This is a genomic window from Paenibacillus sp. JZ16 (genome assembly GCF_015326965.1).
GTDB lineage: Bacteria > Bacillota > Bacilli > Paenibacillales > Paenibacillaceae > Paenibacillus_AQ.
The window spans coordinates 2,577,673-2,603,063 of sequence record NZ_CP017659.1; the positions used below are offsets into that span (position 1 = coordinate 2,577,673).

The following is a 25,391-nucleotide window of genomic DNA, read 5'->3' on the forward strand; positions in this document are numbered from 1 at the left end:
GTATATCTGCCGTCAGGTACCGGAACATAGATACTTAAGTATGGTTTTCTTATGGACAGCACAGTATGGTTCTCTCATGAATAGCGGTATAGGAAGGGAGATAGCCATGGATGAATATGTATACTACGATTGTCACCTTATAGTAAACCCAGCTCTCGCGCTCGCGCTACAGCTTCGGTACGGCGCGTGGCCTGGAGTTTATCGAAAATCATCCGGTTATGCCCTTTCACGGTGCTGAGCGTAACAAAAAGCCTCTCGCTAATCTGACGATTCGATAGCCCCTCGGCAATGAGACGCAGAACCTCCATCTCCCGCCGGCTTAGCGGCTCAATCAGAGAATCCGCAGGCCGAACAAACCCAGGAACGAATACGGATGTGACTCCACGTTCCCGTCCTTCAGCCTCAAATGCATGCAGCAATCGCTCCAGATAGTCATGGATGGGCCATAACAGCTTCTGCTCCGCTTTGTCTACGGCTCCTCTTAAGGGCAGCTGTTTCGGTTTGTCTACAGCTTCACTTAACAGCTTCTGCTTCGATTTGTTTACAGCTTCGCTTAATGGCCAATGCTTCGGCTTATCTATCTTCTGCCTCGTTTTGCTCAAAGCTGCTGCGTTGATCAATTCCCGCATCGGCTCCCCTTCATCGATAAACATCCGGATGAAGCCGCCCGGCTCGCCCATCTCCAGCACATCCGCAATAACTTGTGCCGCTCTCCGTTTCTCCCCACAGGCGTGAAGGGCCAAAGCCTGCAGCACCATCACCTTAAGCTGTTCGTTCATCCATTCTTTAACTTCCATATCCGTCCGCAGTTGTTCGAGGATGACCAGCGCTGTCGCCGTATCCCCCTGTGCCAGCAGCACCCTGGCTAGGCTTAGCTTGAGCTCAAACCTCTGGGCAAGCTGCAACGCTGAACTGACATCCCCTTGCCGCAGCAGGGCAAGCACCTGTGCTTCGGCAATATGGGGCAGCTGATGCGTGAAATGATGCTGACGGGCGAAGTGATCCGCCTTGGCTAACATGGCAGCCGCTTCGCTCACCGCTCCCCGTGTAAGCTTCAGCCTTGCGAGAAACACCTCGCAGGCCACGCCCCTGTCGATATGCTCGAACTGCCCGGCCAAGCGGAGGGCCAGCTGTCCATGCTGTTCCGCGGCATCCAGATCATTCCACTCGCTGCATATTCGGGCTAGGCCCAGATGTGCTTCGCATGCTGCCGGCAGTGGAGGATCGCCCGCCAAATCCAGAACGCGCCGATACGTCTCGGCCGCAACATATAACTGATTCTCCGCTTCCTGAATCATTCCGAGTCCGAGCGTCGCCATCATGTTGATCGTGATGTGCCCAATCTTCTGACTGATGATCACGGCTTCCCGATACGCCTTGCCAGCAGCGGCCCGTTCCCCCTGCAGCTGGTAGGCATATCCCAGCGTCCATATCGTCGCTGTGCGCACGGGCAGATTATGCGGACTCAAAAATTCCAAGGCCCGGCGCGATTCCGCCATGATGGTTTCCGTCTGATGTTGACTGACAGCAAGCGTGGCACGTATGGAGGCGATATGCCCTATAAGATCCCGGGTATAATCGTCCTCCGCAGCTTGCAGATAGGTTTCGGCGGCTTGAAGTTTAGGTTCGATACCGGTCATTTGACCGACCATTAACATGGTGGAAGCATGCATGACATGTAGCGCGGGCCTTGCATCCATCTCCTCCTTAGGCAAGGAATCCAGCCAATGGAGCACAGGGCCTATTGCCCCACGGAAGATCAAAGGTATCCCCTTCCCTTCAATCAGACGTGCGGCGCGATCCACATCCGAAGCGGCAATCGCATGCTGGAAAGCTTCCAGCAGAAGATCTTGACGTTCATGCCATTCACTGGCACGACGATGCAATTCGGACACGTCCCTCTCTCCGCCAACCGCAGAAGCACCCGTTCGGGTCAGACGCTGCCGAAGCGCATCCGAGAACAAATGGTGATATCGGTACCAGCGCCTCTCCGTGTCCAGCGGAACGATGAACAGGTTGACGCGCTCCAGGTACTCCAGGGTTTCTTGCCCGGAGATGGCGCTCAGCCGAGAATCACGAGCTCCGCTCCGAAGAACGTAGTCACACAATGGACCACACAACCGCTCAAGAATGGAGGTGTTTAGCAAAAAATCCTGAATATCCTCGGGCTGTTGCTGCAGTGCTTCTTCAACCAGGTAGTCCAGTACGTCACGGTGCTTGCCGCCGAAGGATCGGATAAAGGTGGCAGCGTCGTGATGGCCCTGCAAAGACAGCGCCGCTAATTGCAGGCCGGCAATCCAGCCCTCCGTGCGCGATTCGAGGAGCGCTGCATCCTCCGCCGACAAATCCAGTCCCATGGAGCGGCGCAGAAATTCAGAGGCTTCATCGGATGTGAAGCGCAAGTCTGATGTCCGCACTTCCGTCAACTGGTCCCGGACACGCAGCCGGGCCAAGGGCAGAGCGAGATCCTGGCGGCTGGCGATAACCACATGCATCTGCGGCGGCATGTGCTCGATGAGAAAATCAAGAGCGCTGTCTATCGCTTTGGAATCCAACACGTGGTAATCGTCAAGAACCAGAATGAATCGATTCGGCAGGGCCGCTATGTGGTTAAGGATGGCCGTGACGATACCTTCGAGCGGCAGAGGAAGAGGGGACGGCGCTTGGAGTTTGCTCATGATGCCCTCTCCGATTTCAACCCCGACGGTTTGCAGGGCGGCCACAAGATAAGCCAGGAATCTTGCGGGTTCACGATCCCCCTCCTCCAAAGACAACCAGGCGACGGGCAGCGGGGAATCTTTAATCCATTGGCTGAGCAGCGTAGTTTTACCGCAGCCTGCAGAGGCAGAAATCATAGTGAGCTTGCGCTGCAGACGCAGTCCCTCGTTCAAACCCTCGATTAGGCGGGGGCGAAGAACAGCCCTCGATCGGGGAGATGGTATATACAATTTTGTAGACAAAATAGGCGTGGACATCATAACCCCCGTTATGCCGTCATTGCAGCATTTTTTAACATATATATTATGATAAAGTGTTCGACAGCCTCCCGGTTTTCCCTCTTGTGCGCGATATTCGCTTGCTGCAGTCAAACGCAGAAGCATGATTTACAGGGTTAGGCATACGATGTATCCGAAATGCTGGAAGCCCTGTAATTGAACCCATCATTCATGCAAAAGGAGGTTTTTCAGATGAAAATTCACCATTCGATTCCTTGGCGTGACAATCTGTATCTGTTCAACTATCGAAGCGTACATACCGAGCCAGTGGAGTATTTTCATTATCATGAAGGGTTGGAGATTCTGTACATTCACGAAGGCGCCGGAAGATATTTCGTCGATAATCAAACGTACTCGCTCAAGCCTGGCACCTTGGTGTTGATTAAACCTTTTCAAATTCACCATATTGAAGTCATCGTACCGCCGAATTACATTCGCAGCCTGCTGAAAATCAAAGCCTCCGTCATCGAGCGTTTCCTCACCGCACTCCCACAGTTAACAACCGCGGTTTCACAATTGCTGGAGCATCCGTGGTCCAATCAGGTGTTTCATTTGTCGCCCAAGGATTCCATATATTTGGAAAATCAGTTTCTGCAATTGCATGAAATGCTGGCCAGCGTTCCGTCCAAGGTTCAGAAGGAAGTTGTTGCCTTGTTTTTATTTCAATTCTTCACCTACTTCAGTAGCCATATTTACCCGGCGGATCGTAGCGGGGGCTTCAAGTATCCTGCTCCCGCTGCTTCGATCGAGCCTGTCGGCGCCATGGTTAGGTGGATCGGCAAGCACTATCATCTATCCTTCACGATTAACGAAATGGCTGCGGAGCTTCATTTCTCTCCCAGTTATTTGTCCAAGCTGTTCAAAGAGCAGATGGGCATGACCATCATCGAATATACGAACAACAAGCGCTTGGAGGAAGCCAGAACGCTTCTTGGCTTGCCGTTTCTAACAATCGAAGACGTCAGTAAACAGGCCGGATTCAACTACCCCTCGTATTTTATCGCCATGTTCAAGAAAAAGTACGGTTTAACGCCTCTTCAGTATCGAATGCAGACGGAATTATGATATTTTCAAGCAGCAATGTGGTATGGGGATTGGATTATAATTAGAGCGCTTAAACAATGATTCTGATCCTTGTTAAGTGAGGTGATGTGTTTCGCACAGAAAGATTTGTAAGGCAATTCATGCGACAGTACGGTGAATCGTGTCCAAAATAGCGAGGAGGTTTCATGATGATCAAGCCATCCATCAAGTTTGGCATCGTATCCTTATTTTGCTTCATGCTTGTATTTGCATTCTACCCTGGTCATATTGTAAAGGCGGCAACCAAAACGGTCCCGGCCGGTGACGTCGCGACGCTGCGGAGCTACCTAGCCAGCGCGAATCCCGGTGACATTATTGAAGTATCCGGGACCTACTCGGTGTCGGATGGAACCATTGCAACCTCCCGGAAAGGATCGTCAGGCAATTACATTACGATTCGCGGCACGGGCAGCGGAGCCACTTTTCATTTCACCGCATCGGCAGGCAATGCGGCTTTCCATATCAAGAACAGCTATTATAAGCTGGAGAATTTGACGATCAACTCCAACTCTAAATCAAACAAAGGCCTGCTGATTGAGGCCTCTCACGGCTACGTTACCAACGTAACGGTCAAAAATACGACGGCAGAAGCGTTCAAGATTCGGAAAAACAGCCAGTACTGGCTTGTCTCGAACAGTACCGCCCATAGCGCGGGGCAAGGCGGGAAGTTCGGCGAGGGCTTCTATGTGGGGGATGCCGATCAGAACTGGACCACACTGCCCAATCCGGATCGAAGCGGATATATTACATTCCTGAATTGCAGCGCCATACAGACCAAAAACGACGGCTTTGATTTTAAAGAGGGTACGCATCATATCAAAGTGATCGGCAGCACGGTTGACTTTCATAATACAGTCCCGGAGTCGACCGTGGGCAACAACGGAATATTCATGCGGGCCAATGACGTACAGATCATCAACACCACCGTCAAAAACAATGCGGCCACGGGCCAGGCATTCAGAACAAGCAAAACCACGGCCTCGGACGGAGTATCCTACGGAAGCAATCTGGAGCTTAAGAACGTAACCGCATCGAATATTTCGGGAGCGATGATTTACACGAACTATACGTCGAACAAATTGTATACCGACTATACCATGACCGGTGTTGCCGGAGGACTCTACGCTTCCGGCTCCAAAACAGCGACTTCTTCCAATCCGTCCTCCTTCGTGGAGATGACGTGGAGCGGCGAAGGCGGAGATACTTACGGCTTCTAGCCAAAAGATATGCAGGCCACCCTATGGGTTTTCTTCAGGTGGCCTGCTGCTTCATGTTTTCCTAAGCGAATGGCATAATCCGCTCTCATCTCCAATGATCGGATTTACGAAGAAAATGAGCAGATCAACAACGCTTCCCGGATCGTCTCGGCCACAATATCCGCTGCCGTTTGTCCTGCAGTCAGGCCTCTGGTGCCTTGCCCCGCCCACAATGACATATACTCCGGATTGTCTTGGCGATTAGCCGCGTTTCGGATGTCGCGGGTCACCGTATTCTGCGTAGGAAAAGGCAGCGGCTCTATGCCGCTCTGGTCCCATTGCCGGATGAATGCATTGCCGATTCCCCTTGCAGGCCGTCCCGAGAACGCTTTGGTGATCACCGTGCTCTCTTCCGTACTCTGAAGGAGCGCTTGCTTGTAAACCTCATGCGCACCCGATTCGACTGCGGTCAGGAATCGCGTCCCCATCTGAACGCCTTGGGCTCCAAGAACAAGCGAAGCTGCGAGCCCGCGTCCATCCATCACGCCTCCGGCGGCAATAACGGGGATCTTGATGCGATCCACGATTTGCGGTACCAAGGCAAACGTTCCGATCTGGGCCCCCATCGGGTGCTCCGAAATATCAAACGTTCCACGGTGTCCCCCCGCTTCGCTGCCTTGGGCAACGACGGCATCACACCCTGCCTGCTCAGCCAGCATGGCTTCGCGGACTGTGGTAGCCATCGCAACAACCCGAAGCCTAGCCGCTTTTGCTTGCTGCATATGAGGCTCATCCAGAATCCCGAATGCCGTACTGATGACAGGCACCTTCTCTTCGATCAGAACCGCGAATTGCTGCTCGAACCAATCCGGGGTTGCTACGTGGTCCTTGCCCGCATGGGGAATGCCAAGATCATCCCGCATCCGGTTTAACTCCTGTTGAACCTCTCCGATTCGCTCATGGCGATCCCGGGCACCGGGCACAAAAAGGTTGACGGCAAAAGGCTGATCCGTCCGCTTGCGGATTTCCTGAATGCTGTCGCGAATGGCAGCCGGCTCCATGTAAGCCGCACCCAGCGTGCCGAGTCCGCCTGCGTTGGATACGGCGGCGACCAGTTCTACTGTTGTCGGTCCTCCGGCCATCCCTGCCTGCAAGATCGGATAACGGATTTGGAACAGCTCGCACAGCTCGGTCTGCAGTTGAATGTTCATGATATCATCTACCTCCTTTAACACTACAAATATTATCCTATTAAATGTGAGAAACTTTCAAATAAAAGAAGAACGCCAATAGGCCAACCAAAAGATTCTGGATAACCTGGTAATAAGAAAGCCGCTAAGCACATGAAACGTGTTTAGCGGCTTTTTATGGGTGTTTTCGTCCGGGGAGACCGTTCTCCCCGATGGTTACAACGTCTTCTAGGACATTTTCACCAAGCTGTAGTTTTTCTTGCCTTTGCGAATGATGATGAAGCGGCCGCCGATCGCTTGGTCGGCTGTCACCTCGTGACCGACGTCGCTGATACGCTCGCCGTTCATCGAGATGGCGCCTTTGGTAATATCCTCACGAGCTTGCCGCTTGGATGGCTCGATGCCCAGATCCACAAGCCAGTCCACGATATTCTTCGTTTCCGGCGTGGCTTCGAAAGTCGGCATCTCCTTAAATCCCTGCTCGATCTCATCGGCCGTAAGGGATTTAATATCGCCGCTGAACAAAGCCGCCGTAATGCGCTTAGCCTGCTCCAGCATCTCTTCGCCGTGCACGAATCTCGTCATTTCCTCAGCCAGCATTTTTTGCGCTTCGCGTTTATGCGGCTCGCTCTGCACCTTTTCGGCCAATTCGTCAATTTGCTCTTTGGTCAAGAAGGTGAAGTACTTCAGGTATTTCACAACGTCGCGGTCGTCGGTGTTCGCCCAGAACTGGTAGAACTCGAACGGCGTCGTTTTGTTCGGGTCGAGCCAGATCGCGCCGCCGGCCGTTTTGCCGAACTTCGTGCCGTCGGCCTTCAGCATGAGCGGTATGGTCAGGCCGAATGCTTTTGCTTCGGGCCCTTCTTTCTTCCGGATCAGATCCAGGCCGCTTGTAATGTTGCCCCATTGGTCCGATCCGCCGATTTGCAGCTGCACGTCCTCATGCTGGTACAGATGCAGGTAGTCGACCGACTGCAGGATTTGGTATGAGAATTCCGTAAACGAAATCCCGCTGTCAAGCCGGCTCGCAACCACGTCCTTCGCCAGCATCGAGTTAATGCTGAAGTTCTTGCCGTAATCGCGCAGGAATTCAATGATGTTGATTTTATGCGTCCAGTCGTAGTTGTTAACCATGCGGATTTGATTGTCACCCTCGGTTACGAAGAGCTTTTTCATTTGCACGGTCAGCGCGTCAACGTTAGCCTGAACCTGCTCCAGCGTCTGCAGGGAGCGCTCAGTTTGACGTCCGCTTGGATCCCCGATGGTGCCTGTCGCTCCCCCGATCAGAATGACCGGACGATGGCCGGCAAGCTGGAAGCGTTTGAGCATGATAAAGGGAATCAGGTGACCGATATGCATGCTGTCGCCCGTTGGGTCCACGCCGCAGTACAGCGAGATGGATTTTTCATTCGTAAGTTCCCGGAGGCCTTCGGCATCCGTCTGTTGGTTGATCGCATCGCGCCATTCCAGTTCGTCGATAATATTCACAGTGTTAACACTCCTTTTAGTTCAGTAATTTCCTTATAACGAAACGTCCAACTCGTTGAAAAACAAAAAATCGCCCCTTGTCTGTATAGACATAGGGACGATTGTTAACCGTGTTACCACCCTGATTGCACGAATGATCTGCACGCTGCCGCGCGTCATTCATGCCGCTCATTAGACGAGATATCGTTCGTCGTTTCCGCTCGGCATTACCCGAGATACTCCAGAGTGTAATTCGCCGCCTTGGTGTGTACCGGGTTCCATCATCCCCCGGCTTTCTAGAACAGGGACCAAGCTGCTACTGGGCTCTTTCAACGTATGTCGCTTATAAGATTACAGACAGTATAGTGAATTAATAAATCGATGTCAACCTGCGTTTCGGACGGAAGTCCTGCTTTCTCCGACAGGATGGGTAAACGCCGTTAGGCGAGCCCCCTTGGTATCAAGTGCGGCGCATGTACGCACGAACCGTAATGGGAGCAAAGATCGCCACGATAACCGCGGCACCAACCAAGGATATCGTGAGATCCCAGCCCACAGTGCCAGCGTTGGTGAGATCCCGAACGGCTGTTACAAGATGCGAGATCGGATTCATATTGACGAACCACTGCAGCCAGCCCGGCATCGTATCCACCGGCACAAACGCGTTGGAGAGAAACGTGAGCGGAAATAGCACGATCATCGATATCCCCTGCACGCCGGAGGCAGATCTTGCAATCACGCCGCAGAAAGCAAAAATCCAGCTAATGGCCCATGAGCACAAAATGACGACCAACCCCGCAAGCGCAACATAACCCAAGCCGCCCTCAGGCCGGTACCCCATAATATATCCCATCGTAAAGGTAAGCACCGTCGCAATGGTATACCGAATCGTGTCTGCCAGCAGGGCGCCCGCCAGCGGTGCGATGCGTGCAATCGGCAGCGATTTGAATCGGTCGAATACGCCTTTATCCATATCCTCGCGCAGTTGAACGCCTGTGACGACGGAGGTCGTAATCACGGTCTGGACGAGGATGCCTGGAATGATGACGGGCAAATAACTCGCCACGTCACCGGAGATGGCGCCCCCAAAAATATAGGTGAACATCAGCGTAAAAATAATGGGCTGAAACGTGACGTCAAACAACTGCTCGGGCGTGCGCCGGAGCTTCAGCAGCCCGCGGTAAGCCATGGTCAACGAATTTCGGACCGTCTGACCCAAACTCGTGCGGTTCTTAAGCTGACGTTCCGTCCCAGGCTGAATCATGGAGCTGCTCATACCCGTGCCACCTCTCGATCATTGGATTCATAAGACCCTTGGGCAGCGTCTTCCTTCACGCCGTGGCCGGTGATCGTCAGGAACACCTCATCCAGGGTCGGCTTCTGCACGCTCATCTCGGACAAGCCGATTCCTGCCGTTCGCAGCTCGATCAACAGGTCTGTAACAAGACCCGCATTTGCCATCGGCGCCGTTATCTTTCCGGCTTCCGGCGATACATTGGCATGGACGCCTAACACTTGTTCCACGGTATGGCGGGCGCGATCCATGTCAACCGAATCCTCGACAGTCAAATGCAGCGAGGAAGTGCCTACCGACATCTTCAGTTCATCGGCCGTACCCTCGGCCACAACCCGGCCGTAATCGATAACGGCGATGCGGTCTGCCAGCTGGTCCGCCTCCTCGAGATACTGCGTGGTCAGCAATACCGTTGAACCGGTATTCACCAATCGGCGGATCGTATCCCACATCTGGGAACGCGTCCTTGGATCCAGCCCCGTCGTCGGCTCATCCAGGAAGATGAGCGGTGGCTGGGCAATCAGGCTTGCCGCCAGATCCAGTCTTCTCCGCATGCCGCCGGAGAAATTTTTTAGCGGCCGCTTCGCGGCTTCCGACAAACCGAATTCCTCAAGCAGCTCTTCCGCCTTGCGCCTTGCCTCCTTACGCCCCAAACCAAGCAAACGGGAGAATATAATCAGATTCTCCGTAGCGCTGAGCGATTCGTCCACCGACGCATATTGGCCGGTTACCCCGATCAACTGACGGACAATCTGCGATTCCGCCAGCACGTCATGTCCGAAGATTCGGGCCGAACCCGCATCCGGTCTTAGCAAGGTCGCCAGCATCCGGATGGTGGTCGTCTTGCCTGCCCCATTCGGGCCAAGCACACCGTAGATCGTTCCGGTACGTACGTTCAGATCCACCCCATCCACGGCGCGGTTATCGCCGAATGTTTTGACCAGTCCGTAAGCCTCAACGGCCAAGTCGCCAGGTTTTGGTTCTATTTTCTTTTTGTATGCATGCTCCATTATGATTTCCTCCTCTTCGCTAATGGATGATGATTGAATCGTAGCACCCCTATTTAAACGGAATGTAAACCGGGAAAAGAATGGGCTCTTTTCATGAAAATGATCCTCATTCGATAAGGATTCGCGTGTTACTCCGAATACTTCTAAGGGCAAACAAAAAAAGCGACAGCACAGAAATACCTTCTGCACTGCCACTTTATCCTTTATCTAAACGGGAAACCTCTTCGCCAACAAGCTGCCGCTGACTTGCCTCTTCTTCGTCAACAGCTGAGCCTTCGGCCACTTATACAAGCGTGATTAAAGGTCTTCCCCATCCTGATCCATCGTATATTTCAACTGCATGATGATATTCTGTTCGTGATCTCCAAACTGGCGACCGAACAGATTCAGCCCTCCTTGATTGACGGCATCGGGCTTAATGCCGATACGCAGCCGCAATTTGGGACTCTCGGAAAGATTCAGCTCAGCCAATGTAACACCCGACACTTTCTCCATATCCAGCGTCGTCTTCTCATGATCAACCCGCCAAGTCTTGAGAAACCCGTACTGCGTTGCCCAATCATACCACCAATTCGGGTTCAGCTTGCCGCGCCGATCCCCGAAATCGCCGGGGCTTGTCCACATGCCAATTTCAACGCCATTGACCCACACGGAAATATTCGAAGGCCAGTTATGATCATAATTGGGCGCCTCGGAACACATCTCCATGGACAATTCAAGCGATTCGATGCGAGCTCCGGCCGGAATATCCATCGGCATCAAATATTCCAAATATCCCTTGCGCAGCCAGATGATCTGGGCATTAACATGCTTGGGATGGTAAAAGCTCGCCGGCTCGTCTTCCTTTATGATATACCCGTCGGCATTCGCCATTCCGCATGTCGGCGATACTTCGCAATCGCTGTAATGGCCAATCGGCATCTCTACTTCATAGACATGCGTTACTCCTTTGGGTACCGAGTTTCTCAAATTCAACGCAATATGAATATCATCATAATTCCGGCTGCAGACCTTCATGGCCCCACGTGACGCCGGAAGCAATTCCGTATTAATTAACTCAGCCGCTTCCAACACTTTGATATTGCTCGCTACCGTCGAAACGGGGAGTTTGAGCTTCTCGGCGATTTCTATGATATTCAAGTTCTTGGAATTCAAGAGCCTTAGAATATCAACCCGAGAACGTGTTGACAAGGCATGGGCTACCGTGACCAATCTTTCCGGGTCGTTAAAACCAAGTTCCAGCACAAATCTGCTCTCCTTTAAACATATTCATTACAATAATTTTACTTCTTAATGAAATGAAAAACAATCATACTGGAAAGGCTTACACCAGCCATTTTACTGCCTCTTGACATAAGGCATCATATAGCCGGACAAGCAAACCATGACTTTCATAGCCAGAAATGGCCTCCGGGAGAACCGGAAGCCATCCATGATCAAGCTAACAACTCTTTATTTATCGACCCACTGTGCCATCGGTTGTGTCCTAATTCGCAGGCTTGATGTCAAAAAAGTCGATTTCTCCGTATCCCTCGCCTTTTGAAAAACGTATCGTGTTCACACCGGCCTTCAACTGAATCCGCGCCGTGGACAGTCCCCAGTTCTCCCATCCTTTATTCGTGATATGGAACTTGCTCGCCGTACCGGCATTTACGCTGAGCATGAGATGGGACCAATTCCCCCCGGCTGTCCCGTTCGCCGTGCGGGCGAGCAGAATGTATTCACCTGCCGACGCGGCATGAACCGTGAATTCCACATAACTCTCCGGCGTATCGATATGCCCGGCCTTCATGCCTCCCGAGCCGTTAGGGCTCTGAGATGCGTAGGCGATACCGCCGAATGTCCCTTCCTCGCCTTCGTAACGGATATGTGCTGCTTCGCCGGAAGGCAAGGTTATCGGAGCATTCGGATTCACCGGGACGCCGAGATTTGGCGTGTTGTCGGCATGCCACGTGAATTTCTGCATTCGAACCTCGCGGTTCCACCCGGCATTATTGTATTTGGCGACATGATAGAGTATCCAGTCCTCCGTACCGTCGGGCGACTTGGTGAACGAATGATGACCCGGTCCGTACAAACCGTTACCGGACTTGAATATAGGCTGGCTGCGTTTGCTCCATGATGCCGGATTCAGCAGATCGCTGGTTGCGCTGGCCGTGATGAGGCCCAAGCAATAGTCGTTCGTCCAGCTTCCGCTTGCAGAGTATACCAGATTGATGAGACCGTTTCGCACAATCACCTGAGGCCCTTCGTTTACGTGCGGGGAATGGTTCGTTTCCCAGCTGTGGGTAGGCCTTGCGATTTCAACGCGATTCGAATCGATCGTCCAGGGATTGCTCATGCGGGCGATATACAAATTCTGCCGGACATTGGTGTCGCCTTCCCAGCCGGACCATATAAAATACAGCTGACCGCCTGTTTGCAGCACCGTGCCGTCAATCGCCCATTTGTTCGTCGGGTCCGTAATCTGGCCTTTGTACTGCCAGGTTCCCTGCGTCGGGTCCGCCGACGTGTTCTCCATGACATACATGCGGTGGTTGACGTTATCCCCGTCATCCTTGGCATAGTAGATGTACCAGGCCCCATTGATGTAATGCAATTCGGGAGCCCAGATGCTGCAGCAGCCCGTTTCCACGACCCTCGTCGGAGCTGCATCAATCGTCGTAAGCTGTGCGGACTTCCATATGGTCACATTTCCGCCGGTCGTTTTTGTGAAGTAGTAAAAGCCGTCGGTGTGTTTATAAACCCATGGATCCGCGCCCTCCTGCATGACCACGTTGTAGAAGTTATTTTGAAGCGTAGCCGCATGTGTCGCCTGACCCATAGGAAGAATAAGGAATGCGCATATCGTGAGCAATAATTTATTCCGGTAATTCACCTTCATCCTTCGTCACGTTCCTTTCGGATAATATGCAATCATACATCATGCAGAAATGTAACACTGCCTATTTCGATAACGGTCATGATAACGGCTCAATCTTCAATCGCGGCCTTACGGGAATTGATGCGGCGAATCACGTCGGGATCGAATTTTGGACGTCTGTCATAGGTATACAATCCGTTCACTTCCTGCTCCACGTCGTACAGCTGGGTATAACAAAAACCGAACATCATCGGATGATCCAGCAGCACATTCGTTAAGCCCGCATAACGCGTTAGAAACGCTGCTTCGGATGTCGGCCTGTCGCCGTACCCCCAGGACTTCTCGTCTTTTTGGTCCGGATTCCACCATATGCCGCCATATTCGCTGATGAAATAAGGCTGGCCTTCATACTGCTGCCGATTCGGGAAGCTATTGTACACCTCTCCACCGTTCTTCATCGGCTCATATCGCTGTTTGAACGTCTCCGGGTTCTGGTCGTAATCATGGATATCGAAAATATCCGTCACGACATGGAAGTTGCCGCTCGTATCAATCACGGGACGCGTCGGGTCCATTTTCTTCGTGACTTCGTATACAATGCGCAGTACGTCGTTATTTTGCTTGGCGCCGTCCCGGTCCCACGTCTCGTTGAAGGGACACCAGCCGATAAGGGCAGGATGATTGAAATCGCGCTCCATCCCTTCGAGCCATTCCGGCAGAAAATGGGACAATCCCTCCGCCGTGGTAATGTCGAGCCCCCAATTGGCATGCTCTCCCCATACCAGATACCCTAACCGGTCAGCCCAATACAGAAAGCGCGGTTCGAACATCTTCTCGTGAAGCCTTGCGCCGTTAAAGCCGAGTCCCATCGAAATTTCGATATCTTTGCGGAGATCCTCATCGCTTGGCGCGGTGTAGACCCCATCCGGATAGAAGCCTTGATCCAGCACAAGTCGTTGAAATACGGATTTGCCGTTGATGCGGAAGGCCATTCCGTCCAGCATGACGGTTCGGAGCCCGAAATAGGATTGGACGGTGTCACACACCTGATCCTGTCCTTGCAGGGATAATTCCAGATCGTACAGCCTGGCCTGACCCACCTCCCACAAGTGAACCTCCGATAATGGAATGGTAAGTTTGACGTACGGCCCGGATACGACGGCACTCGCATTCCCTACCGCTTTCCCTTCATACTGGGCGGATGCGGTCAGTTTATGGCCTGCTGCGTTCCCGTTGATCTTAATCTCGAGGTGGGCACAGCCATTATCCGGGTCACCCACCAGCTTCATGTCGGACATATAGACCCGCGGCACTTGCTCCAGCCATACCGTCTGCCAAATCCCCGTCGTACGGGTATAATCGCAGCCATGCGAGTGGAAGCGTCCGCTTTGTTTCCCGCGCGGCTGGCGTCCGGAACGGACGTCATCCTCCGCACAGACGGTAATCACGTTCTTGCCCGGTATTACATGCGAGGTGATATCTAAGCTAAAGGGCGTATATCCCCCGCGATGCGATCCTACGGATACACCGTTTACCCATACTTCCGCCTCGTAATCCACAGCCCCGAAGTGAAGCAGGATGCTGCCTTCCCATGCTTCAGGCACGGTAAAATCCCGCTTATACCATACGGCTGCCATGAAATCCTTATATTCAACGCCGGACAGCTTGCTTTCGGGGCAGAAAGGAACGGTGATCGTTCCGGACAGATCATGTCCCGGCTCATGGAATCCGCGCTCCTTCCCGCTTTTCCCATGATCGATTTCGAATTGCCAAGAACCGTTCAGATTGATCCAGTCGGGTCTTACCCATTGCGGACGGGGGTACTCCGGACGCGGCAGTGTTAATTCAGTCATGTTTAACTCCTTCATTATGTTTAATTTGTCGGCTTGCCCGGCAATCGCCTGCGGCTTTTAGCCTCGACTTTCCTTCACATACAGCCTGCTGGTCTCTTCCCAGATTTCATTCGGTTCAAGGCTGAAACATCCGATCTCTTCAGCTTCCATGTCCATATTGGGTGCATTGACCAGATTGATCTGCGGCTCAGGGCAAAAGAAACCCTCGGTTGCTTCGTTGTTCCAGATCATCCATTGTTTGTAGGAGGTGCCTACGTCATAAACCAGCGTCAACTTTTTTGCTCCATCGGTAAGCTCCATCCGGTTTCTTCCGTTTTGGGGCTCGGCGGTATAATGATTGTCCATGCTTTCGAAGAAGGGATAAACGCCTGCCCCCTGCATGGCCTGCTCGTTCGCCGACAGCTCCTGGTGGGAGCCGGTGGGCAGCATTCGACCATCCAGCTCCCACCGCTTCCCGACGGTCAGCTTTAAGCGGTAATCCCGGGCGTCGCCTCCCTCGGTAAATGGCGCGTTAACGGACGTATGAAACGCCAGCAGACACGGCATGGCTTCTTGGCCTGTATTGGTAATCGTTACCCGCTGGGATAGCCCCTGCTCGCTTAATCCGTACCGAAGCTGAATATGGAACCGGAACGGGAAGCTCCGAAATACCGGATGCCGTTCATCCACGCGGACAGACACGGTCACATAAGCTTCCTGCCCGGAATGCCCGTATTCATCAACCTCCCATGGAATATTGTACAGAAATCCATGTAGATGATGACCGGTTGCCTCTTCATTAACCGGCAGCTGATGGATTTTGCCGTTCCACCTGAACCGGCCATCCTGATACCGGTTCGGGGGAAACAACACCGGAATGCCATGGATCATCGGCCTTGCTTTGAAGGCCGACATTTCGTCAAGCGTCGGTTCATGCAGAAACCGGCAGCCCGTATCGAGGTCCCGGAACGATATCAAATTTCCGCCGATATCCGGAAGCATGATAGCCTCATAACTCCCGGCTCTTAAATAAACTGCTTTCTCGTTATGGTATACCCCTTCATAAGCATTCGTCCCGTCCATTACTCCACACCTCCTATTGTCCCGTCATGATGCTGCGTATGGTTTCAAGCGGCGCTTTGGGCTTGCGATCATACGTCAGCAAGCCGTTGATCTCCTGCTCGACATCCGTCAGCTGCGTGTAGCAGTATCCCTGGATCACCGGGGAAGAGAACATGGGATCCACTACGGCCTTGAGCCGGATCAGGAAATCCTCCTCGTTCTCGGCTCCGGAATATCCCCAGCCTTCCCAATCGCTTTTCTTGAAGGCAATGCCGCCAAACTCCGACACCAGGATGGGTTGGCCTTCATAGGAAGCACCGCCGACGAATATCCTCCGGTTGGCCGGCATGGCTTCCACCGCCGATGCTGCTGTTGCATACCTCTTCTCCAGCACTTCCTGGCGGCTCTCGTAGTCATGAATCGTGACCAGGTCCGTGGTCATATGCTCCCATCCATCGTTATAAACAACCGGCCTGCTATCGTCCAAAGACTTCGTTAAATGATACATCGCAAGCCCGTGCTGCTGCTGACGCTTATCCAGCTGAACATTCGGAACTCCCCAGCTCTCATTGAGCGGAACCCAGGTTACAATGCAAGGATGGTTATAATCCCGTTCGATGATCTCCTGCCATTCCGCTGTGAAGCGGCGAACATACGACTCGGAATATTCATATGCGTTGGCCGCCTCGCTCCATAACAGCAGGCCGAGCTTATCGCACCAGTACAGGAACCTGGGGTCCTCCGTCTTCTGGTGCTTTCTCACGCCGTTGAATCCCATTTCCTTCGCCAGCTCCACATCGCGCTTCAAAGCCTCATCCGACGGCGCTGTTAGAATTCCCTCAGGGAAATACCCCTGGTCGAGCACGAGCCTTTGAAAATACGGGCGGTTATTCAGGCATAGCTTGCCGTTCTCGATTGATACCTTCCGCATCCCGAAATAGCTGGATACTAAATCGACGACGTTCTCATCCTGAACAAGGCGGAATTCGATTGTATACAGGTTCGGATGCTCAGGGCTCCACAGGCGTCCCAGACCATGATCCGTAAAATCACTCAAACCGATGGACCGCAGCTGCTCCGCGTTTCGAATTGCATATTGATCTTCGGCAACTTGTTCACCCTTATACGATACGGTGATCTGCAGCTTGAGATTCTCCATCGACTTGTAACCCTCAAGGAAGGTCCGAATGCGTATTTCGTTCCGGTCAATGTCGGGTGTCATCCTTATTTTTCTCAGATGTACCGAGGATACCGGCTCCAGCCACACGCTCTGCCAGATGCCGGTCGTACGGGTATAGAAAATGCTTGCCGAATGCTCAAGCCAGTACTGTTTGCCTCGCGGCAGGGTGACGTCTCGGCTGAAATCCTCCGCCCGCAGCACGATCGTGTTGCTTCCTTCCGCGAGCGCGGCCGTAATGTCGGCCTGGAACGGCGTATGCCCGCCTTCATGCATCGCCACTAAATGCCCGTTTACCCACACTTTGGCGAAATAATCCACGGCGCCGAAATGAAGCATAATCCGCTTCCCGTTCCAGTCCTGCGGCACGTCGAACGTTCTGCGGTACCATACCACATCATGAAAGGAAGGGTCGCCGATGCCGCTCAGCTTGCTTTGGAACGTAAAGGGCACGTTGATTTTCCGCGTGAAGGAAGCCTTCGCTTCCACCCGATGCCACCCTGCATCCTCGCCGATGGCTTCATCATCAAAACTGAAATCCCATTCGCCATTGAGGGTTAACCACTCTTTACGCTCAAACTGGGGTCTCGGATATTCATTGCGAACCGTTTGTGTCTTGCTAACTTCTGTCGTCAAGATGCAACTCACTCCTAATGATTCAGTCTCTCTATGTGCTCGTTTGAACGTCTAGCCTTTGATCGAACCCACATAAACGCCTTTCACGAAATACTTCTGCAGGAACGGATACACCATTAATATAGGCACCGTCGAAACCACGATCGCGCAATATTTAACCAGCTCCCGGAACGCGGTCGAGCTCTGGGCGCTGTTAATAACGACTCCGCCCGCGCTGCCGATCGTGGTGGCCGTCGAATCATTGGCAACCAGGATTTCCTTCATTAACAGCTGTAACGGAAACAATTCCCTGTCCTTCAGCAGAACCATCGCGTTAAACCAGGAGTTCCAATTCCCGACCAGATAATACAGGAAGATAACGGCCAGCGTGGCTTTCGACAGCGGCAGGATCACCGTGATCAGAATGTTGGCCTGGCTTGCGCCGTCGATCAATGCCGCTTCTTCCAGCTCTCTCGGAATCGATTGGAAGCCGGTTCTTAGAATGATGATGTTCCAAGTGCTTAAAGCGGTCGGCAGAATCATCGCCCACAGATTGTTGTACAAGCCGATGTCCTTCATTAACAGGAACCAGGGTATCAGCCCTCCGCCAAAGAACATCGTGATCGTAATCAGAACCATGATAAAATTCTTGAAATACAAGTCCCGTCTGGAGAGCACGTATGCCCCCAATATCGTCATGACCATATTGACCAAGGTGCCCAATCCAACATAAATGATCGTATTCATGTACCCCTTCAGCAGGCTGTTGTCTTTGAACACCAGCTTGTAACCGTCGAGCGTGAATCCCAGCGGCTTTAACAAAACCCCTTTATGCGCCATCAAGGCGCTGGGATCGCTGACGGAGGCAAACAAGATATGCAGTATGGGATAAAAACATACCAACGTTAAGGCGGTTAACAGCGTATAGTTCGTGAAGTCGAATACGCGGTCTCCTATGCTTTTATGCTTCCTTCTTCGTTTCACTTTGAGTTGCTTGATATCCTCCATAACCTTCCCTCTCTCTTACCATAAGCTGGATTCAGATCTGCGTTTCACGATGGTATTTGTCATCCATAACAGCCCGAAGTTTACGATGGAGCTTATTAATCCGACGGCTGTGGAATAACTCAGGCTGGCTTCCCTCAAGCCCCTGCGGTAAACATAGGAAGCGATGACATCCGCCGTATCGTAGATCAAAGGATTATAGAGCAGAATAATTTTCTCGTAGCCGGAAGCCATCAATCCGCCGATCGCAAAGATAAACAGGATGATGATGACCGGACTGATCTGAGGCAGCGTAATGTACCACATTTTTTTCACCCTGCCGACCCCGTCGATATCGGCCGCTTCATATAATGAAGGATCGATGGAGCTCATCGCAGCCAGGTAAATGATGCTGTCCCAGCCGATGCTCTGCCAGATTCCGGAGAAGGTATAAATCGGGCGGAACAAATTGGAGTACCCGAGAAGGGATGAGTAGTCTTTTCCCGTTATGAACGAAAGCAGCTGCGTAACGACCCCTTCATTGGCCGTAAAGATGTGAATGATCCCGCACACAACCACCAGTGAAATAAAATGCGGCATATACGTAATGGTTTGAACGGTCCGCTTAAATTTGGAAGAACGAACCTCATTCAGCAGCAAGGCCAGGATGATCGGTGCCGTAAATCCAAACACGATGCCCCAAACATTCAGCAGGAGCGTATTCTTCACGACTCTCCAAAAATAGGGTCCGGAGAAAAAATCGATGAAATGCTTGAAGCCCACCCAATCGCTGTCCGCGAAGCCCAGTAAAGGCTTGAAATCCTTGAATGCGATCATGACGCCCCACATCGGTCCGTAGCAGAAGATCAAGAACCACGCCACGACGGGAAGGGCCATCAGATAGACAAACCAATTCTTTCTGAGATCTTTTTGAATCAACCGTTTGGTATTCTTGGGCTCCGAGGGCGTCCGAACATGGCCTAGTTCCTTGTTTTTCTGTAATATCTCCATGAATCAACCACCTGTTCTTATTATGAAAACTATCGTTGGTTATACCGATCCAAGGCTGCCTGATGGAGACTTAGGAATTCGTCCAGCCCCATGCTCTGCGCTTCCTTCAAAAATTTATCGTAAGCATCGACCGGCAATTCGCCCATAATGATCTTGGCAAAGTATTCTCCGCGCAGCGTGGACAATTGGTTTCCAAGCTCGGCTTCGCGTGAGACTTCTTCTTTCGTGAACGTGATCGGCGGCATCGCCATGCTGGTATCCATGTTTTCCGTCCAATCCTTTCGGATATCTCCGGAATAGCTTCCCTTCGCCGAGATCAACGGGTTGGCATTATGCTCATCGCGAATGTTCGGCCAACTGTGCCAGCGGTATTTCCAAAGTGTGACGTCTACCGGCTGACCGTCCGGGTCATTGTAGATGTAACTGTTTTCCGGATAATAAGGCATTCCTTGTTCATCCACTAAATGAACCGTGCCGTACTCGCCGAAGTTAATGAGCTCCCAGCCTTTTTTGCTGAAGTTGAAATCCAGCCATGCCATTGCAGCTTCGACATTTTTGCTCTGAGTCGTGATGGCTGCACCGGTTCCGGTTCTTTTGAAGTTTTTATAGGTGGTTGCGGATTTGTCCCCTTTATTCAGAACAGGATTCAGCGCCCCCACGAAATCAATATCGTTCTGCACCTTCCAATAGCTCCACATCGTATCCGGGGAGTCCATCATGACGGCCGTATCATCGGATATCGCGCTAGCCATCCGTTGATTGAAATCGGCGGTAGCCCAATCCCGATTCAGCAAGCCTTCCTTATTCCACTGCTGCATGGTCGCGAGATATTCCTTGGCTTTCGGTTGTGCAGGCCCCCATGCGACTTTGCCGTTCTCATCCAGGAAGGTCCAGTCCCAGACGCCATATGCGCCATTAATGATGCCGGTAAAAATTTGGCCGTACGTCGATCCGTAATTCAGCGGCGCTTTATATCCGACTTCCTTGGATTTCTTCAGAAATTCATACCATTCGTCTATCGTCGTCGGGACTGGAAGTCCCGTCTTATCCAGCGCTTCCTGCTTGATTAATGTGCCGAACCAGATCCATTCGGAATATGGAGCGATCCCGTAGAAACCCAGCAGCCTGCCATCATCGGTCACGGTCGTTTTTCTTCTCGTTTCGTCCGAGTTGCGCCATGCCGAATAGTTCGGGGCATGCTTTTCCATCAGGTCGGTCAAATCGAGGTAAGCGCCGTCGTTTACCCCCGCTTCCAAGCCTCCCGGATAACGGCCCGGGTCAATGATGATATCCGGCAGCTCGCCAGAGGAGATCATCAAGGTGAAGGCATCCGCTTCCTGCCCGACGGGCGGCGTAATGAAGTTTACTTTAATGCCGGTGAGCTTCTCCACCTGCTTCTGAACCAAGTGATTATTCATATCCGGGATGTTGGAGTTGGCAGGCATCCATACATCCAGTACCACATCGCCTTTGACGGGATAAGCGGAATAATCGCTTGGAATGACTTCGTCAAATACATCACCGAGGTATGTATCATTGAGTGTGCCGTTGACCTCATCGATTTGTTCCTGTGTCGGTGCTTTATTGCCCCGTATGTCCCCGCTGATATCTTCGAACGTCACCTCATTCTTCTCTACGCTTTCCTCTTGGGTTACGGTATTGTCTGGCTCGTCACTTGCCTTGCCGCTGCAAGCGGTTACCGTCGAAATGATCAATATGGATATGAATAACAGAGTGAAATAACGTTTCATCGTTCTGTTCATGCTTAACCTCCCATGATATGAATAATTACGAGCACCCTCCGCATTAGCGCCCCAGAGGATCTATATTCCGTAGTTTTTCAGAGGTGCCAGTTTAAAACTTGCTATCTATCATCCTTCATCTTCGCAGTGTCTAAGCACCCCCAATCCGAAATGCAAATCTTCCTCATGGTCATTCCAATGGATCCCCTTTTTCACATGGTAATTGACGGCATTGCCAACCTCTACACACTCATTTAATACAATTTTCCTGTATCTTTAACCGAAGTATAAGTTTATAACACCATTCTGTCAACGCTTTCATACATAAATTACGTAACTAAATTTATTATTTTTTTAAAATCCGCACTTTTAATTTCAGATATCGGAAACAATCCATAAACTTAATAACCCTTATGTAAAAAGGGAGCGCCGTTTTATAACCACGATTTTTGTTATGGATATGTGTGTCTTACACGTTTTACTCTCATTCGTAATAAACCCCCATTCATTACAGATAATCTGTAATGAATGGGGGTTTATCGAATTCTATGAATATTCACTTACACCCTTCCAGCATTTGCCGCCTCTTGCCACTATCATCTACTCTTGGATCTCGTTATGAATCCGCATACATTATTCACCGGACGGTTTGGCCAGAGACTCAGACTCGCCGGCGGGTACGCCGAAATCCGGAGTTCCATCCGGCTTCCAGCCGAATTTCTGAATGCGGGTTGATCGCAAGACCGTATCTACTCCAGGCGCTGGAAGCGCATGGTAGACAATCCAGTCCTCTTTGCCATCCGGAGATTGCGTGAAGCTGTTATGGCCGGTAGCATACACCCCGTTTTCCACGCTTTTGCAAAATACAGGCTCCATGGACTTAGTCCAGGAAAGCGGGTCCATCGGATCCGCAGTTTCCTCCATCGTGAGCATCCCCAGCGCATAATCCTCAGACCATGTGGTGCTGGCCGAGTATACTAGGAAGATGCGGCCGTTTCGCTGAAGGACGACAGGTCCTTCGTTAATGGCCATTCCGCCTTGTTTTTCCCAGGATAGGGTCGGGGCAGTAAGTAATACATGATCTCCCGTCAATGTCCAAGGGTTTGTCATGCGCATGATGTATATAGCGGACCCATAATCCGGGAAGTGACCGTACCCGGCATACAGGAAATAAAGCTGATCCCCTATGGACATAACCGTACCATCCAGGCCGGGGACGGGAGTCGGCAGCGCACCCTTCCATTCCCACTCGCCTTCCATCGGATCAGGCTCCCCGTTCTCCAGCACGCATATTTGGCGCGACTCGTCGCCTCCCCCATCATTTGCCGTGAAATAAATGTACCATGTGTTGTCCACATAATGAATTTCCGGCGCCCACAGGTTATGACTATGACGTCCACCGGCTTCCGGAGTCCAGATCGTTTTCTTGCGACCCTCCGCAAGGCCTGTTAAGGTAGCGGATTGCGTCAGCTCCAGATATCCGCGTCTCGTCGACATAAAGTAATAATAGCCGTCCGTATGCTTCCATACCCAAGGATCGGCTGCTTGCTCTACAATCGGATTGTTGAATGTTGGTCCATGCACCATCTTCTTATCCCCCTTATCCCTTGAATTTCCTGGTTCTTGATCAACACTACGGCAATGCAACCCTTGACTCCCTTTAGCTCCCCACACCTCCCGCGAAAAGTTAAACCCAATCTTACTGATGTCTTCCAGCCTTGTCTATACGCAATTTAGGTGTATTTACCGCGTTAGTTTATGTGACATATCTAGTTATAGTGAAGTATTGATGGCCAAGCATCTATTACCTTCTGAAGAAAATTGACGGCGTTTCGATGCGTTTATTGGAAATTCGTTACGTGCTTCACGATCAAAAAAAAGCTAATCCCGAAGGATCAGCTTTATCGTAAAATCGATCTCGCCAGACGAAACCCGAGATCCTCAATCCGAAACGTCGGATGGCTACGACGGCGGCATGTCGCCCCGCAGCCCCTGGCCTCTTCCGCCCAGCTTCCGCCGCGGAATACTCTGTACGAGCCGTATAAATCCGGATCGTATACATCCCAGCACCACTCCCACACATTTCCGAGCATATCGTAAAGGCCCCAGGCATTCGGACGCTTTGTGCCTACCTCATGCAGGGCTCCCCCGGAATTCCCTTCATACCAAGCGATGTCATCAAGCTCTCCGTAACGATAGCCATCACTCCCGGCTTTGCACGCATATTGCCACTCCGCTTCCGTCGGAAGGCGGTATCCATCCACCTCCCAGTTACACACGACACGTTCACCTTCGTCCGAGACCGAATAACATTCGTCCAGACCCGAGTGTCGAGATAGCACATTACAGAATTCAATCGCATCATTCCATGATACATCCACGACAGGAGCCTGCATGACCTCAGCAAATCCTGCTGAATGTGGCATAAGCGAGAAATATAACGCCTTCGTAACGGGAACCGGTGCAAGCTGAAAAGCGTTCACTTCAACCGCCCAAGAAGATTGGATACGGTCGTCCCTCAATTGAATTTCGCCTGCCGGAATGTTCACCATCGGGTATTCTTTTGGATTAAATCCAGGTGCTGACAATGATCTTCCTCCCGGTTTTCATTTCTTAGTTCACCCTGCTTAACCGTTCAATCCCTTGCTGTTCAGTCGGCAAGAAAAAGAAATCGTTCCCCTTATTGCATTCATATATGAAATCTTGCAAGCTTTGGCTTGGATACACAGAAAAATCACCGATGATCGCAACCTTCACATGATAATTTATATACTTCTGAAGAATTTCGCCTGCAAGGCGGGTCTTCAAATCGAAGAAGGATTTGCTGAATATTGATTGATTCATTACCATACGATGGCTTCCCGTTTCATATTGCACGGTTGCCATAAGATCCAATGCAGACTGAACATCCTCAATTAATATTTCATTACTGCTAACGACCGCTATCGCTCCTCCATCTGCTTCAATCTTCTCTATATTCATAGTCACCCTCCTGTTTTGGTAAGTCTTCTCACATAATCCTCACATATGTACCGATTGTCGTCGCCGTTGGCTGGCGGAACGTTAGCAACTCGAAAAAAACTCAGACCTATAGCCATCGCCAGCACACCATAGGCAGCGCTGTGTGGATCCTCAACGGACATCTGTCCCGCCCGATTACCATAATCCATGATCTTAGCGATGCCTTGGAGATCCGTCTCGTAGCTCTTCGATACAACTTCCTGCAAATTGCGATCCAGCATGGCCTTTGAGTAAAACTGGACAAAGAGCTTGGCTTGATCCGCAAGCGGAATATACATCTTGTCGACCCCGTCCAGCTGCGACACATTAATCGTGCGATCCGCGTCATCGCTGAACGGGGGAAGTATAAACTTCAGGGTAAGATCCATCATTTCTCCCGGTGTCATCGTATGCTCAATGCCGGATTCGATCTTCAGTCCATAGTACGCCAAGAACGATTTGAAGGCTTCAATCGTCAGATGATCCTTGTTCTTGAAATAATATGTGACAACTCCCTTGGAACAGTTCGCATGATCGGCAACCTTATCCAGCGTCATCCCGTCAATTCCATACATGCTGATGCAGGTTAACGTGGCATTAATAACCTCTGCCCTACGCTTCGGTCCCATTCCTAATTTGGGCATGATTTCTTCACCTATATCTTTGTTGATTTTATTTATACTGAACAGTCGGAATAAAAAGAGTGTACACAAGGATGGCACATATTGTCAATGGAGGTTTATTGAATCGATAACCAAGCTAACCGGAGAATCTTCAGCAATCCAAGCAACGTTTCTCTCTTAACAATTAAATTATGACCTCCTGTTCTCATGGCTGACTCTTATATAGAAGCAAAAATATTCGACTCA

Annotated in this window: 18 protein-coding genes, 1 pseudogene and 1 other annotated feature; of the genes and pseudogenes, 2 read left to right on the plus strand and 17 right to left on the minus strand. The window is 51.4% G+C overall.

Annotation, left to right across the window (positions count from 1 at the left end):
• Nucleotides 1-137: 137 nt before the first annotated feature.
• Nucleotides 138-2,975, minus strand: a complete 2,838-nt coding sequence (locus BJP58_RS11660) for a winged helix-turn-helix domain-containing protein (RefSeq protein WP_233355132.1) — start codon at nucleotides 2,973-2,975, stop codon at nucleotides 138-140.
• Between the two features lie 213 nt (nucleotides 2,976-3,188).
• On the opposite strand from BJP58_RS11660, the gene BJP58_RS11665 reads away from it, so the two are divergent.
• Both BJP58_RS11665 and BJP58_RS11670 read left to right on the plus strand, forming a co-directional pair.
• On the plus strand, nucleotides 3,189-4,061 hold the full coding sequence (locus BJP58_RS11665) for a helix-turn-helix transcriptional regulator (protein WP_194544056.1): 873 nt from the start codon (nucleotides 3,189-3,191) through the stop codon (nucleotides 4,059-4,061).
• A gap of 164 nt (nucleotides 4,062-4,225) precedes the next feature.
• A complete protein-coding gene (locus tag BJP58_RS11670) occupies nucleotides 4,226-5,296 on the plus strand; it encodes a right-handed parallel beta-helix repeat-containing protein (protein WP_233355046.1) in 1,071 nt (356 codons plus the stop codon).
• A 104-nt stretch (nucleotides 5,297-5,400) separates the two neighbouring features.
• Here BJP58_RS11670 and BJP58_RS11675 read toward each other — a convergent pair.
• The 16 genes and pseudogenes from BJP58_RS11675 to BJP58_RS11750 form a co-directional block, all read right to left on the minus strand.
• A pseudogene (locus BJP58_RS11675) lies at nucleotides 5,401-6,525 on the minus strand (NAD(P)H-dependent flavin oxidoreductase); the annotation flags it as partial.
• 168 nt (nucleotides 6,526-6,693) lie between these two features.
• Complete coding sequence (tyrS, locus tag BJP58_RS11680) at nucleotides 6,694-7,953, minus strand: tyrosine--tRNA ligase (RefSeq protein ID WP_194544057.1); 1,260 nt, start codon at nucleotides 7,951-7,953, stop codon at nucleotides 6,694-6,696.
• A 90-nt stretch (nucleotides 7,954-8,043) separates the two neighbouring features.
• Nucleotides 8,044-8,274 (minus strand) — a binding site (T-box leader).
• 118 nt (nucleotides 8,275-8,392) lie between these two features.
• Nucleotides 8,393-9,208: a tetracycline efflux ABC transporter Tet(58) subunit B gene (tetB(58), locus tag BJP58_RS11685; RefSeq protein WP_071223302.1), complete on the minus strand. Its 816-nt coding sequence runs from the start codon at nucleotides 9,206-9,208 to the stop codon at nucleotides 8,393-8,395.
• A complete protein-coding gene (gene tetA(58), locus BJP58_RS11690) occupies nucleotides 9,205-10,236 on the minus strand; it encodes a tetracycline efflux ABC transporter Tet(58) subunit A (protein WP_194544058.1) in 1,032 nt (343 codons plus the stop codon). The genes tetB(58) and tetA(58) overlap by 4 nt, the downstream gene beginning before the upstream one ends.
• Before the next feature lie 297 nt (nucleotides 10,237-10,533).
• Nucleotides 10,534-11,481, minus strand: a complete 948-nt coding sequence (locus tag BJP58_RS11695; RefSeq protein WP_071223304.1) for an ArsR/SmtB family transcription factor — start codon at nucleotides 11,479-11,481, stop codon at nucleotides 10,534-10,536.
• A gap of 241 nt (nucleotides 11,482-11,722) precedes the next feature.
• Entirely contained in the window at nucleotides 11,723-13,120 is a 1,398-nt protein-coding gene (locus tag BJP58_RS11700) for a family 43 glycosylhydrolase (protein ID WP_194544059.1), read from the minus strand.
• A gap of 89 nt (nucleotides 13,121-13,209) precedes the next feature.
• Entirely contained in the window at nucleotides 13,210-14,952 is a 1,743-nt protein-coding gene (locus tag BJP58_RS11705; protein WP_194544060.1) for a glycoside hydrolase family 2 protein, read from the minus strand.
• Nucleotides 14,953-15,009: 57 nt separating this feature from the next.
• Nucleotides 15,010-16,014 (minus strand): aldose 1-epimerase, encoded by a 1,005-nt coding sequence (locus BJP58_RS11710; RefSeq protein ID WP_194544061.1) that lies wholly within the window; start codon nucleotides 16,012-16,014, stop codon nucleotides 15,010-15,012.
• 13 nt (nucleotides 16,015-16,027) lie between these two features.
• Nucleotides 16,028-17,806 (minus strand): glycoside hydrolase family 2 protein, encoded by a 1,779-nt coding sequence (locus BJP58_RS11715; protein WP_194544062.1) that lies wholly within the window; start codon nucleotides 17,804-17,806, stop codon nucleotides 16,028-16,030.
• A gap of 51 nt (nucleotides 17,807-17,857) precedes the next feature.
• Nucleotides 17,858-18,793 carry a carbohydrate ABC transporter permease gene (locus BJP58_RS11720; protein WP_071223309.1) on the minus strand — a complete coding sequence of 312 codons (936 nt, stop codon included), beginning with the start codon at nucleotides 18,791-18,793 and terminating at the stop codon, nucleotides 17,858-17,860.
• Between the two features lie 15 nt (nucleotides 18,794-18,808).
• Nucleotides 18,809-19,780, minus strand: a complete 972-nt coding sequence (locus BJP58_RS11725; RefSeq protein WP_071223310.1) for an ABC transporter permease — start codon at nucleotides 19,778-19,780, stop codon at nucleotides 18,809-18,811.
• A 29-nt stretch (nucleotides 19,781-19,809) separates the two neighbouring features.
• Complete coding sequence (locus BJP58_RS11730; RefSeq protein ID WP_194544063.1) at nucleotides 19,810-21,543, minus strand: extracellular solute-binding protein; 1,734 nt, start codon at nucleotides 21,541-21,543, stop codon at nucleotides 19,810-19,812.
• A gap of 612 nt (nucleotides 21,544-22,155) precedes the next feature.
• Nucleotides 22,156-23,109 (minus strand): glycoside hydrolase family 43 protein, encoded by a 954-nt coding sequence (locus tag BJP58_RS11735; protein ID WP_194544064.1) that lies wholly within the window; start codon nucleotides 23,107-23,109, stop codon nucleotides 22,156-22,158.
• Between the two features lie 314 nt (nucleotides 23,110-23,423).
• Nucleotides 23,424-24,074, minus strand: coding sequence for a formylglycine-generating enzyme family protein (locus tag BJP58_RS11740; protein WP_194544914.1), 651 nt, complete (start codon nucleotides 24,072-24,074; stop codon nucleotides 23,424-23,426).
• 61 nt (nucleotides 24,075-24,135) lie between these two features.
• Nucleotides 24,136-24,504 carry a DUF4180 domain-containing protein gene (locus tag BJP58_RS11745; protein ID WP_194544065.1) on the minus strand — a complete coding sequence of 123 codons (369 nt, stop codon included), beginning with the start codon at nucleotides 24,502-24,504 and terminating at the stop codon, nucleotides 24,136-24,138.
• Nucleotides 24,505-24,506: 2 nt separating this feature from the next.
• On the minus strand, nucleotides 24,507-25,166 hold the full coding sequence (locus tag BJP58_RS11750) for a TetR/AcrR family transcriptional regulator (protein WP_194544066.1): 660 nt from the start codon (nucleotides 25,164-25,166) through the stop codon (nucleotides 24,507-24,509).
• Between the last annotated feature and the right edge of the window lie 225 nt (nucleotides 25,167-25,391).

What these genes read in the sequence shown, in the direction of transcription:
- BJP58_RS11670 (WP_233355046.1), top strand. Translation starts at nt 4,226, where the DNA reads ATGATGATCAAGCCATCCATCAAGTTTGGCATCGTATCCTTATTTTGC.
- BJP58_RS11745 (WP_194544065.1), bottom strand. Translation starts at nt 24,504, where the DNA reads ATGAATATAGAGAAGATTGAAGCAGATGGAGGAGCGATAGCGGTCGTT.
- BJP58_RS11740 (WP_194544914.1), bottom strand. Translation starts at nt 24,074, where the DNA reads ATGGTGAACATTCCGGCAGGCGAAATTCAATTGAGGGACGACCGTATC.
- BJP58_RS11700 (WP_194544059.1), bottom strand. Translation starts at nt 13,120, where the DNA reads ATGAAGGTGAATTACCGGAATAAATTATTGCTCACGATATGCGCATTC.
- BJP58_RS11730 (WP_194544063.1), bottom strand. Translation starts at nt 21,543, where the DNA reads ATGAACAGAACGATGAAACGTTATTTCACTCTGTTATTCATATCCATA.
- BJP58_RS11725 (WP_071223310.1), bottom strand. Translation starts at nt 19,780, where the DNA reads ATGGAGATATTACAGAAAAACAAGGAACTAGGCCATGTTCGGACGCCC.
- BJP58_RS11710 (WP_194544061.1), bottom strand. Translation starts at nt 16,014, where the DNA reads ATGGACGGGACGAATGCTTATGAAGGGGTATACCATAACGAGAAAGCA.
- BJP58_RS11665 (WP_194544056.1), top strand. Translation starts at nt 3,189, where the DNA reads ATGAAAATTCACCATTCGATTCCTTGGCGTGACAATCTGTATCTGTTC.
- BJP58_RS11735 (WP_194544064.1), bottom strand. Translation starts at nt 23,109, where the DNA reads ATGGTGCATGGACCAACATTCAACAATCCGATTGTAGAGCAAGCAGCC.
- BJP58_RS11720 (WP_071223309.1), bottom strand. Translation starts at nt 18,793, where the DNA reads ATGGAGGATATCAAGCAACTCAAAGTGAAACGAAGAAGGAAGCATAAA.
- BJP58_RS11660 (WP_233355132.1), bottom strand. Translation starts at nt 2,975, where the DNA reads ATGTCCACGCCTATTTTGTCTACAAAATTGTATATACCATCTCCCCGA.
- BJP58_RS11750 (WP_194544066.1), bottom strand. Translation starts at nt 25,166, where the DNA reads ATGCCCAAATTAGGAATGGGACCGAAGCGTAGGGCAGAGGTTATTAAT.
- BJP58_RS11705 (WP_194544060.1), bottom strand. Translation starts at nt 14,952, where the DNA reads ATGACTGAATTAACACTGCCGCGTCCGGAGTACCCCCGTCCGCAATGG.